Raw genomic sequence first — 11509 nt, forward strand, 5'->3', positions numbered from 1 at the left:
TCTCATATGCACATATATACATCATGAATATGTGCAAAAAGTCTGTCAATGCACCAAAAGACTCAACTCAGATTAGAAATAATAAAAATTGCAAATTTACAATTTTTATTATTTACCAGCCTTTTTCTGTGCTGACATTATCTTTTGTGATCAACTTAACTGGAATCAAAATGGTGGGTGAGTCAGGTTTTTTACCATTTAAGATGTCGTTTCCAACCTGAACTGCTTTTTGCGCCATCCCTCGTGGATTTTGAGTAGCAGTTGCAGCATATAAAGTATCTTTAGCTGCGATCGCAGTGATTGCTTCTGGCGCACCATCAACCCCTACAATAAAGAAATCTTTACGTTGTGCTTGCTTTGCTGCTAATTCTGCGCCAACTCCACTCGGATCGTTAATGGCAAAAACCGCATCAATCTTTGGAAAGGTTGTAAGCAAATCAGTCATAACTCTAAGTCCTCCATCCCGACTACCGTCTGCATTTTGGTTTTTAGAGAGGATTTTAATATCGGGATATTTAGACAATACATTCTCGCAGCCACTAACTCGCTGAATCACCGAGTCCACTGGTGGTCCATTAACTATTACTACATTGCCTTTGCCTTTAAGGCGGTTAGCAATATATTTGCAACTAACTTCTCCAGCTTGAACATTATTAGTAGTGATGGTGGCATCCACACCTCCCTCAGCACCGGTGTCTACGGCAATGACAATTCTACCTGCAAGTTTAGCTTTTTCAACTATTGGCTTAATTCCACTTTTATCAGCAGCATTCAAAACAATGATATCAGTATTCGCAGCAGTAAAATTTTCAATTTGATTGGCTTGTTGGTTAAGGTCATAAGCACTGGAAGCTATAGTAATATTGACATTTTTTCCGCCAATTCTCTTCGCTTCTGCCTCAACTGCTTGTCCCATAACGACGAAGAAAGGGTTACTTAGATCACCAACGGTGAAGGCAACCGATCGCAACTTTCTATTCCCAGTGGCGGTTTGAGTTTCTGCACTAGTATTGATAGCAGGTTTAATATCAGTGTTAGTAACAGTGTTGCGATCGGGAGAACCATTTGTACAGCCGACAAGGTTACTACTGATGATACCTAATATACTAGCTGCAATTACGCGAAGCGCAACACCAGAGGTAAACGCAATCTTTTTCACATTCATATATCTCCTAAAAGTTATTCTTACTTACACCAAATTTAGAAACGATGTATTTTAAAAAAAACAGAGTAAAGTATTGTAACCCTCCTGTACCAAGCCTTTTTTGCGTGTTGTAATTACGAATTACCAGCCTTTGTAGCTGCTAAGGTTCTCTCTAGTGACCAACTTGACTGGAATTAGAATCTCAGATGATTCAGGTTTTTTACCCTGAATGATATCGTTGCCAATCTGAACCGCTTTTTCGGCCATTCCTGCGGGATTTTGAGCCGCAGTTGCAGCAAATACACCATCTTTGTCTTCCATTGCTTTGGTTGCATCTGGTGATCCGTCAACCCCAACAATAAAAAATTCTTTACGTTTTGCTTGTCTAGCCGCTAAATCTGCACCCACACCGCTTTGATCGTTAGTGGCAAAAACGGCATCAATTTTCGGAAAGGTTGTGAGCAAATCGCTCATAACCCTCAGTCCTCCATCCCTAGTCCCTTCGGCGTTTTGGTCTTTAGAGATGAGTTTGATATTAGGATATTTAGACAATGATTTCTCACAACCACTCACTCGCTGATTTATTGAGTCCATCGGAGTTCCGTTGATAATGACTACACTACCTTGACCTTTGATGCGATCGGCAATATATTGGCAAGCAACTTCTCCAGCTTGGCTATTGTTGGAACTAATCATTGCATCCACATCTGCATCAACGGCTGAATCTACCGCAATCACAACCTTACCTGCAAGCCTTGCTTGGTCTATTACTGGTTTAACTCCTTTTTTGTCAACAGCGCTGAGGATAATTAAGTCAGTATTCGCAGCAGTAAAATTTTCAATTTGGTTAGTTTGTTGGTTCAGGTCAAAGCCACTGGAAACCGCATTAACTCTGATATTCCCCCCAATTTTCTGGGCTTCTGTCTCAGTTCCCTTCTGTACTGCATTATAGAACGGGTTACCCAAGTCACCAAGAGCAACGCCGATTGTTTGCAATTTTCTATTTGGATTACTAATTTGACTCTCTAAACTAGTGTTGGTAGCAGTGTTAGTAACAGTATCACTAACAGTATTGTTATTTTGAGTGCCATTTGTACAACCAATAACAGCAAAACTTAATATGCCACCTATGAGTGAAATTCTCTTAATATTCATCTATTTTTAACAACGAATTTAAATTTTAAAAAGATTAGCAAAATATAAATTTGCCAATTTATCACAATATGAGCTAAATCTGAAAACTTCATACTTAACTAGCATTACTGCTAATTTTTGCAATTTCAACTCCTCTCAAACGTCTTATAATGTGACGTGATTGGAGTTAGTACTATTAGTTTTACTAAATTAGATATTTTGTTTTTCAAAGCAAAACTATGAAGGCTACACTCCATCAAAAAATCACATTTCTTGGTGAAAAAACATTTGAATAACTTAGCTCAAAACAGGTTCTAACTAAAATTTTTAGCACCTTATGTTATCTAACTGCAAACTTGTATTTTGTTTTACATTCCTTTAGTTTAACCTGCATCATTATAAATATGATCCCCGTTTATCGAACTTTACAAAGTAAATTAAACCGCTACAACCCCAATCAGTTATAATATCTGTAAGGTATTTTTTAAATTATTTGCTTTTTGCTATTAGCGGAAATTTATAATTTTAAGGTTGAGGGGAAATATTTAGCCAATAAATCTTCATAATAAGGCTTTAAATTTTGCCAATCAGGAGGATTATGGTTCTTTGAATACAAATCGTAGGGATTGAATAACTTAACCCATTTAAACATTTCTTCATCATCTTTATCCATCAAATGTCCGTAAGCATTTTCGCGATGTTGAGGATAAAATGAGTGATAGCGGAGGATGTACAATGCAGATTCGGGCAAATAGTTTTTCATCATGGAATATACATACTCATCATGTCCCCATGACATATGTACATTACTCAAGCCACAATTCGGCTCGTAAACACCATATCTAGTGTTATATATAGGGTTATTGTAATCAGGGTTTTCTTTGAAAAATTCCGAGAAAACAATTTTATCAGAAAATGCACAACCCACAGGAAAGGTATCGCCTACTGTGGCCCATTGGGGTTCACCAAATAAACAAAGTACCTTCCCCATATCATGAAACAAGCCAGTAAGTACCATCCAGTCTGGGTGACTATCGGCGCGAATGGCTTCTGATGTTTGCAATAGATGCTGTAACTGATCTAAGTCTGTATCAGGATCTGAATCATCAACCAATTGATTCAAAAATTCTAATGCATCCCAGACAGACATTTCTTTCTTATCCAACTTTAAAAAGTGTTCTTTTTTCTCTAATACAAAATTATAGGTTTGATTGATATGATTTAACCGATAGAACTCTTTCACCGTGTCTCTAGTAGGTGCTTCATAATTCCTGTACTCTTCGGTTGTTTTACCTTCTTTAACTATGCTGTCTGGATCAGAATAGCGATTAAGTAAGTCTTCTTCCCATTCTTTTAGCGAATGTAAAGGATTATTTTGAGCTTGATCGATGGCATTACTTAGATGAGACATATCTTTTGAGTTGTCGATATTGATTTGTTAAATGGTACTTTCACGCTCCATATTTTGCACACGTGTGCAAGTAAGATTATTTTTGCACAGGTGTGCATGTAATGCATGTTAAGTTTTTTATCATGCAGTTGTAACCAATAAGCTAAATTCCCAAAGCCGTTCTAATGTTTTGGACAATTACCTGGGGTGGCTGTGCAACATCCATAGATATAGTGTCTAATGGTTCTTCAAGAGTTATAAACTGGCTGTTGAGGAGTTTTTCGGTCATATAGTGATTGTGACGCTCTTGCAACCGCATTTGAATCAACTCATAAGACCCTTTGAGGTAAACTAGCTTGATGCGATCGCTATCCAATACCAAAAATTGCCGATAGCTGGCTTTTAAAGCCGAACACGCCAGCACGACATTTTTATTTTCTTCCAGCCAATGTTTTATGGCTGTTTGCAAATCTTGCAACCAAGGCATCCTGTCAGCTTCACTCAGAGCGATACCGCGCCGCATTTTCTCAACATTCTCTGGCGAGTGGAAAGCATCAGCGTCGCTAAACTCCCAGTCTAACGAGTCTGCTAGCAATTTTCCTATGGTAGTTTTGCCAGAACCGGATACACCCATTACGACAATAATCATAGACGGCTTTTCCCAGCAATTTTTAAGAGCGATTGAGTAGCATTTAAGTAGCATAAATCAAAAGTCCGGGCACTCAGCCAAAACTGTTTCGGGGTGGCAGTAATACCTTAAGACGGTAGCCACGTTATCGCCGATCCACAATGCCACTTTATCGGGCGTAATTCCAGAGGCGATCGCCAACGTAGCAAATGTATGCCTGCTACTGTAGGGCTTTAAGTACGGTATCTCTCCCATATCAGCCAAGCGCCTTACTACCCCCAATCCACAAGACGATTGTCTCCAGCAGTTGCCTAAGATATCTGAATTCATAGGCAACCCAGATTTAGAAAGAAATATCAAATTATCTGTATTTTTGGTATTCTCCCTAAGCTGAATCAGTAACGATTGCAGCTTAGATCCCTGCTGGCAAGGAAATATTCTACGCTTACCGTTTTTAGTCCCTTTTTCGATGCCGAATAAGTTTCGGGCTTTGTTGATCTAGTTGCTTGTCTTGGAATTCTGTAAATTTCTCCCACAGTTCACATATTGAGTACTGAGTAATGATAGGTAGCTGCTGTTTTGGTATCCGAGACTGATAGCTAATCAGTGATGGATCAAAGCGGTTAAGGGTGATGTCATTAGCGATCGCATCCCTTTTTAATCGCACAATCTCCCGATTGCGCTTGGTATCTTTCAGCCCAGTGCTGATAAAAAACTGTTTGGGGAACCCTTTGACCCAAAAACGAATAACTAGTTTCTCTGTTCGAGCATCAGAGGTGATCCACTTGTTTTCAGTCACAATTCGTTATTATTAGTAATATCTTCAAAAGTTAGATAAATTCTGCTTTCTAATTGCTTAGGCGGTCTGCAAGGGTAAGGCGGAGATTTTTCTATTAATCTCAACCCGTTGATTTCAGCATTTTCTAAAAACAGTTCTGCTGTATTTTCGACACTTTCTTTAGCAGCCCAGACCCGAACTTTAATTAACTTGCTTGCTGGTTGGGCTAGCGTCTCATCTCTTTCCCATTGCTGTTTTGCAGGTGTCCAATACCACCCCAATCGATTTAATTCAGCGTAAAGCTCATCCTGAGTTTGATGTGGAAAGGTTAATATACGGCAAGCTCCTGAGTATTTCTGCGTCTGTTTCATGACATCAATTTCTTTGCTTCAAAAACTTTGCAGCACCAGTGCATATCTCTAATCTTTTGGCTTCATCCAGTTCATAATCAGTCATGCTGATAATCAGGTATTGCTGTTCTCTGAAAATCAAACAAATGTGTCTTACATACATATCTGAATAGCCAGCCATACCGGGCACAATCATCTCCCGAACTACTAATGATTCTTCAGTGAGTGATTCGTCTCCAGCAGTAAGCCCGTGCTTATTTTCTTTTTCTAAATCGTGATAAGTAAAATAATTCATCGCAGAGTTAAAAATTGTTTGTTTTTTTTAAGTTTTTTGAATCCCAGAAATTTTGTCTACAGTCGTTAAAACCCGCTAGCTGAGGCTATTTTTTATGTCTACAGTCAAATTTTTTGGGGTAAAAAATTGTAGACGCTGTAGACGGACTCTTGATTGGTTATCGGCAATGTATTGAGCGATCGCACTTTCACTCAACCGCTGCTTAACTAATCAGGCAACTTACCTAAAAAGGGTTGCCTACAGTCTGTAGACGGACTGTAGGCAAACTGTAGACGTTACTTCTGCCACCTCCAGCCCAAGCGATCGCCACTATCTACCACTTCCCCGACTCCCCTGTCAGCGAGGGAAGCAAAGATAATCCTGATATTCTCTGGGTCATCTTTCTTAAATGGCTGAGAGTTTCGCTGAAGCATCGCTGCTTTCAAAATTTCACCTGGATGCTCTTGCCCCCAGGTGACGATGATTTGCTCGTATTCATTTAGGTCTTGGGTTGATTGCACCTCCTCACAATCCAGTCCAGAGGTTTCCGGCTGTCCCGTCGCTCCGGTTCCCCAGTTGCTCAAATCAAGCTCACAGGGGCAGTCATCGACCATAAACCGCTTCTTGCCACCAGCTTTTAACCATTGCTCTAACTGAGGATCTTTAAGTTTAGTCCTGGCGTGGTCACGCCCGAACTGCCCTAAACGTACCAAGACAAAGCAGCTGTAAAGGGTATCTTTGTCACCTTGCAGTCCAAAGTTCTCTGCGGTGTCGTTTTGGGCTAAAGCACAAATGAACTGTTTGTATCGCCTGCCCCGTTTGGCGTGGCGTTTTATCCAAGAGGTAGCATTGTCGCATTCGTCCACCAAAATCGGGAACTCTTCAGCAATTAGAAAGCGTTCTCGATCGGCGATGGCATTATCTCCCCCCTCCCCACGCAGTTGGACAAGCTCTTCTAAAGTTTTGAGATCATTGCCCATCGCGGTATCGATGGCTTTGAAGTTGCCTTTACGCCCAATAACATCAGCTTGATCAATCCATGCCCAATCATCGGGCTTGGCATCGGAATCATAGACAACGACTCGTCCACCAATTTTTGATGACAAGTATTGGGTGAAAGTCGATTTACCGTCACCCGTGCCACCAACTAAAGCAACGTGTTTTTGTTTTTTTTGGATGTACTCAACTGGATCGGTGATTAAGTTTTCTGGTTGACAATTGACATCGATAGCGCCAACGGTCAACGCTAATTCTGCTGTGGGCTGGGTTTTAGCCCGGGCCCACGCCTGGAAGTTGAGCTTTGAGGCGCGGTCGATGTCGCCTAGAGATTCAAGCAGTAGTTTGGCTGTTTGGCGATGTCTGCGCCCTACTTCTAAAGTCCCAACCGATGCCACTAATATCCACGGCTTAGACTGTGGCTTTTGAGTTGCCCCCAAAAACAGTAAGCCACAGCCTAGAGCTAAACCACACCAGGATGATAACTTGGCCCGGGTGTACATCTGCAAGTGTTGGTGCAACTGGGAAGGATGCAACTCCATTTAATTTGTCTTCCTGTCGAGCGTTTTTTCTGCTCTAGAGACAGCATCTTTTAATTTGTCCACTTCTCCCTGTAACTGTTGATTAGTAGCTGCTAGTTCAGCTAAATATTTTTCCTTTGCCGCTATCCGCGAATCAGCGGCAAGAATCAGAACGTCTAGCTTTTCTATTTCTGGATCTTGAGTCAATCGTTCCCAAACTTTTTTAAACATAAGTTAGCTACCCAGTACTAATCCCAATGCAACCAAACCAAGACGAACCCACAAGATATCCCTAATCTCAGGAATCACTTGACGCAGATAACAGGCGACAAACCCCGCCATTGCTAACATCCCCATTACTCCCAAGCGGATAAATCCAGGGATGGGGATATTTACCCAGCAGCTACTCAATAAAGCCGGAATCGCAACTGTTGAAGCAAGGGTGTAAGCTAAGTCTGGGAGATTGTCGGGAAACGCGATAGCCGTTACCCACCCTTTTTTAAATTCCTCTATTTTAGATAGTTCGACTGTACTAGCTAGCGGCGAATAGCTCCGATCTGGAACTTCAACTACTATTTTTTGCTCATCTGCCATACTGCACCTCGACTTTGAGGTAAAAAGAACGGTTAGTCTGCGGTTTAGAGAGGGCAAGAGCAATAACTAGAGCGCCGATGATACAAATAAGAATACTTATTTGATTCATTCTTCCCCCCAATTGCTATATTTGCCGTAGCCACCAGTCTGAGTAAGTCTTTCTGATATCCGTTGAATAACTGGATTGTCACTTTCTGGTAATGGCTTTCCTTGAAGGTAGGCGGCTGAGATGTCGGCACAATCTTCTGGAGATGCCCCATTGCCTAGCAATTGCCCCTCTGGAAAGCCGACATTATGGATATCGTTACTGGGATTTGGTCGTTCAGTCATATAATCTTGGATGTGTGTGGTTTATTTGGTAGCTACACGATGCGGGCGATCGCTTATCTTCCAGAACTGCGATCGCCTTTAAAAATCGGATTTGCTTGCACTAGTCGAATTGAAATTGGTTACAACCCAAACCTGTGTAGAGTTGCGGATTGTCGGCTTAAACTCAATTGGTCGGCGAGTATCAAGGCACATGGCGCGACCATCGTTGAGCTTGACGTGCAAGTTCTTGCCGCTTTTGGAGCGCGAGAAGAGTTGACCAACTTCGAGCAATGCCCAGGTAATCGGTGCTTTACCTACTACATAGTCGGCTTGATGGCTGTCATACCCTTCTGAGAGTGGGTCAATAGTTAGATCCTTCCACTCCTTTTTGCGACCTTTGCGGCTATTAATGGGGCTTGGTCGTTGCCCGTTCAGTGGTTTATCGGTTATCTGTTGTTCGGTCATAGTACTGTAATAGTCGCTCAATAGAATGGGTTGTTTTTAGTCGTAGACTGCTTGTGTAGCAATGTGTTGGGCGTTTTTATTGATCTAGCGCTGCGGCGGTTACTTGTCTAATAAGTCGGCTAAAATCTCCTTAAGATAAAATTCCATTTGCATTTGATTAAGCGATCGCTGGCGCGTAGTGGTCGCTTTTTCTTTTTTCAACTCCCAGCAGGTCTTTCATTTGCACTACGGCTACAGGCTGCTATCTCTGTCTGGTTGGGAGTTGGGTATTAGTTATTAGACATTGGGCATCAGGTACAGGGTGTTTCCGCGCAAGGTGGCGCGGGTGCTTTTTCCGGTTGCAACGCAAAGGGGTAGGCGTTGGGGAGCGGTGCATAACGCACTTGCATAAATTCGCTATCTCTATATAACAAGCATATGCACATATACAAGTTAATACCGCATTTAAGCATATGCGATAATTAAAGGGTTAATAATGGAAAACCAAAATGGTAAGAACCGGTCGTCCCAACTCTCGGAAAAATCCCAAAACAGTCAGTTTGAAATTAGAGACGGAAGCCTGGGAACTCTTCCAAGAACTAGCCCAAAACATGGGTTTAACCAGATCACAATTGGTGGAAAAGATAGCGATGAACCAAATAGCCTTGTCATCGGACAATGGTCAGATAATGGAATCTCTGGGAAAATAATCGGCCAGTTGATCGACGAGAATGAGAAACAACTGGCTTACCACGAACAACAAGCTGAGTTAATAAAAGACAGAATTAAACAGCTAAAAGAGATTCCTGAAAGTCTTCTAGACATAAATCATAAAGAATAAAGCCGTTTACCTGTTTGGGTAAACGGCTTTATTCATGGATATGTCGCCTACTGTCATCAGCAGGCGACGCATCTGTGACTATTCGGGATTGAGTTGCGATCGGAAATCATCTAGTGGCGATCATGAGTTACCGAAAAATACACAAGGACTTTGCGGAGGGAATCCTGGCTTGCCTAATTGCGATCGCAGGTCATCTAAAGGAGACTCTGACCCAAGCACCTTATCAGGAGTGAATTCCACACGATAACTGACTATTAGTTTGAGCCTCCCATTCTGCCAGTCTTTACCCGGTTGGAGAACCTTAGCACTAACGCCGTCGCATCCGGCAAGTTCAGCAGTCCAAGCCCTGTAATTAGGAAAATTCGACTTTATAGCTTCTCCGATGTATCTGTCTATCTCCTCAAACGTTAAAAGATTGGCATTCACAAAGCTCAGTTCTTTAGCAATGCTAATTACTTCATTGCCACTCAAAATTACTGGATCGTTCATTTCACACTCTCTTTCGATTACGAACATGGCGGATCAAGTTGACGCTCGATCCGCCTTCCCTAAGTTTTCCCACAAACCACCAAGCCGCAACGTCCAACAGACGATGAACTAAAAAACCACCCAAAGACTGCGATCGCTCTTGACCAATGAGGAATAACCAATGATTAAACGAAGAATTTCACCAAAGTTAGTTGACGCGAGAATCCTCGTCCTCTACGAATTAGACCAATTCATCAACTACATCCGCACTATTGACCCAGAATTAGACCCTAATCAAGCCACAGTCGTAACAGCTGTTGTATTGAAAAACTTGCCGAATGTGTTTCTAGAGAACCCATCGGCAATAAACGAACTCAAAGAGGTAACGGCAATTGTAAAAAACAAAGCAAGCCGCAATGCCCCACAGACGATGAACTAAAAAACCACCCAAAGATTGCGATCGCAGTGACTAATTACCAACTACAAGGACTTCATGAGTAAACAAGAACCTTCTCAGATGCCAGACGATAGCGAATTATTTCCAGGCATAGAAAAATACCTGCCACCTTTGCCAGAGTGGATCAACGTTGAGCATCCCGACTTCCCCCAATACTTTCACCTCACCATCCTGGACGAAAACGGGAGAACCAAAGCCTGGTGGCAGCGAATACCAGAACATCTTCGCAGCAAATTCCCTTAAGCGCAAGCTCAACCCATAACTCCCAACTATCAACTAATGGCGGATACAGCACTAACCCAATCAACCCAGCTTTTGATGGACTACATCAAAATCCAGATTCCAGCAATTACGTCTGACCAGCACGCCGAAACATTAGCCGCTCAGATAATCGCTGGCTTGCCTCGGTTATTTACAGAAAAGCCAGAGATTTTTAGTAGTGCCTTGTCAATGGCTCGTGCCAAACAAACCACTACCGAATTGATGATCTCCAAAAAGTTTGATGACCTGATAAACCAGACAGACGCCGAAATGCAGCGATTACGCTGGACAGAAATCCAAGGTCGAGAACATTTAGAGAAATTTTACAAGGTGCGATCGCGCTACTCACTGTCCCTTGACCAGTTGGATAATTTTCTGTTGTACCTGTAACTTACCGATTCCCCAGCCCCAATCCCTAAACGCAAATGAGCGACGAAATCATCGTAACCATTTACCAACCGAAACGAATACCTAATGTTTACCGCCCGCCTCTGGGCTTGCCGCTCAACTGGAGGGATGAAACATCAGGAGAGTTGCCCAATGCAGTTTTTAAATACTTTAGCTCCGAGCATCTTTCTAAAAGCGAAATCAGCCTACTTGCCGAATACTGCCAGCATTACATCAATGCCCCTTGCTGGGATGCTACGGGGGGATTTCCTACAGAGCTAGCAGCGCTACGGCAATCATCTACTTCAATTTCTACCGTGGCAGATATTAATCAGTGGATTGATGCCTGCCTTGAAATTGCGATCGACCCGCTTTAACTCCAATGTTTTAATAGTAACTCAGTAATTTATCACACGCAAAAAAAATCACTAATTAGGAATTAGTGAATCAAAAAAAAGGAAAAATAAATGGACAAATACTCGGAAAGATTAGGCGGTAGAATAACCGTTATTTCTCTATATCCTACCACATCT

General features: G+C 42.0%; 18 protein-coding genes. 5 read left to right on the top strand and 13 right to left on the bottom strand.

The features are described 5' to 3' along the window. Positions 1-112: 112 nt before the first annotated feature. The 12 genes from V7K35_RS04615 to V7K35_RS04670 form a co-directional block, all read right to left on the bottom strand. Entirely contained in the window at positions 113-1165 is a 1053-nt protein-coding gene (locus V7K35_RS04615) for an ABC transporter substrate-binding protein (RefSeq protein WP_335076760.1), read from the bottom strand. Between the two features lie 120 nt (positions 1166-1285). After that, positions 1286-2299, bottom strand: a complete 1014-nt coding sequence (locus V7K35_RS04620) for an ABC transporter substrate-binding protein (protein WP_335076762.1) — start codon at positions 2297-2299, stop codon at positions 1286-1288. A 496-nt stretch (positions 2300-2795) separates the two neighbouring features. Beyond that, positions 2796-3689, bottom strand: a complete 894-nt coding sequence (locus V7K35_RS04625) for an inositol oxygenase family protein (protein ID WP_335076763.1) — start codon at positions 3687-3689, stop codon at positions 2796-2798. 142 nt (positions 3690-3831) lie between these two features. Further along, positions 3832-4317, bottom strand: coding sequence for a gluconokinase (locus V7K35_RS04630; protein ID WP_335076765.1), 486 nt, complete (start codon positions 4315-4317; stop codon positions 3832-3834). A gap of 433 nt (positions 4318-4750) precedes the next feature. Next, positions 4751-5095 carry an Arm DNA-binding domain-containing protein gene (locus tag V7K35_RS04635; RefSeq protein WP_335076767.1) on the bottom strand — a complete coding sequence of 115 codons (345 nt, stop codon included), beginning with the start codon at positions 5093-5095 and terminating at the stop codon, positions 4751-4753. Then, positions 5092-5445 carry a hypothetical protein gene (locus V7K35_RS04640; protein ID WP_335076769.1) on the bottom strand — a complete coding sequence of 118 codons (354 nt, stop codon included), beginning with the start codon at positions 5443-5445 and terminating at the stop codon, positions 5092-5094. Before V7K35_RS04640 ends, V7K35_RS04635 begins: the two co-directional genes overlap by 4 nt. 4 nt (positions 5446-5449) lie before the next feature. Then, entirely contained in the window at positions 5450-5719 is a 270-nt protein-coding gene (locus V7K35_RS04645) for a hypothetical protein (RefSeq protein ID WP_335076771.1), read from the bottom strand. A 275-nt stretch (positions 5720-5994) separates the two neighbouring features. Next, positions 5995-7236 (bottom strand): hypothetical protein, encoded by a 1242-nt coding sequence (locus V7K35_RS04650; protein WP_335076773.1) that lies wholly within the window; start codon positions 7234-7236, stop codon positions 5995-5997. Beyond that, the gene (locus V7K35_RS04655; RefSeq protein ID WP_335076776.1) at positions 7237-7446 is read right to left on the bottom strand and encodes a hypothetical protein; all 210 of its coding nucleotides are present in this window, start codon (positions 7444-7446) and stop codon (positions 7237-7239) included. A 3-nt stretch (positions 7447-7449) separates the two neighbouring features. Beyond that, positions 7450-7809 carry a hypothetical protein gene (locus V7K35_RS04660; RefSeq protein ID WP_335076777.1) on the bottom strand — a complete coding sequence of 120 codons (360 nt, stop codon included), beginning with the start codon at positions 7807-7809 and terminating at the stop codon, positions 7450-7452. A gap of 105 nt (positions 7810-7914) precedes the next feature. Then, positions 7915-8139 carry a hypothetical protein gene (locus V7K35_RS04665; protein WP_335076778.1) on the bottom strand — a complete coding sequence of 75 codons (225 nt, stop codon included), beginning with the start codon at positions 8137-8139 and terminating at the stop codon, positions 7915-7917. 78 nt (positions 8140-8217) lie between these two features. Next, a complete protein-coding gene (locus V7K35_RS04670; protein ID WP_335076780.1) occupies positions 8218-8583 on the bottom strand; it encodes a hypothetical protein in 366 nt (121 codons plus the stop codon). A gap of 475 nt (positions 8584-9058) precedes the next feature. On the opposite strand from V7K35_RS04670, the gene V7K35_RS04675 reads away from it, so the two are divergent. Further along, entirely contained in the window at positions 9059-9403 is a 345-nt protein-coding gene (locus V7K35_RS04675) for a hypothetical protein (protein ID WP_335076782.1), read from the top strand. Between the two features lie 120 nt (positions 9404-9523). Here V7K35_RS04675 and V7K35_RS04680 read toward each other — a convergent pair whose 3' ends face one another. Further along, entirely contained in the window at positions 9524-9892 is a 369-nt protein-coding gene (locus V7K35_RS04680) for a KGK domain-containing protein (protein WP_335076784.1), read from the bottom strand. Between the two features lie 160 nt (positions 9893-10052). Between V7K35_RS04680 and V7K35_RS04685 the strand changes: the two genes are divergently transcribed. The 4 genes from V7K35_RS04685 to V7K35_RS04700 are packed head-to-tail and all read left to right on the top strand — an operon-like array spanning position 10053 to position 11353. Beyond that, positions 10053-10310 carry a hypothetical protein gene (locus tag V7K35_RS04685; protein ID WP_335076786.1) on the top strand — a complete coding sequence of 86 codons (258 nt, stop codon included), beginning with the start codon at positions 10053-10055 and terminating at the stop codon, positions 10308-10310. Positions 10311-10364: 54 nt separating this feature from the next. Beyond that, positions 10365-10571, top strand: a complete 207-nt coding sequence (locus V7K35_RS04690; protein ID WP_335076788.1) for a hypothetical protein — start codon at positions 10365-10367, stop codon at positions 10569-10571. 36 nt (positions 10572-10607) lie between these two features. Further along, positions 10608-10979: a hypothetical protein gene (locus tag V7K35_RS04695; RefSeq protein ID WP_335076790.1), complete on the top strand. Its 372-nt coding sequence runs from the start codon at positions 10608-10610 to the stop codon at positions 10977-10979. Between the two features lie 35 nt (positions 10980-11014). Then, on the top strand, positions 11015-11353 hold the full coding sequence (locus V7K35_RS04700) for a hypothetical protein (RefSeq protein WP_335076792.1): 339 nt from the start codon (positions 11015-11017) through the stop codon (positions 11351-11353). Positions 11354-11509 lie beyond the last annotated feature (156 nt).

It is taken from the genome of Nostoc sp. (assembly GCF_036917275.1).
Lineage (GTDB): Bacteria > Cyanobacteriota > Cyanobacteriia > Cyanobacteriales > Nostocaceae > Nostoc.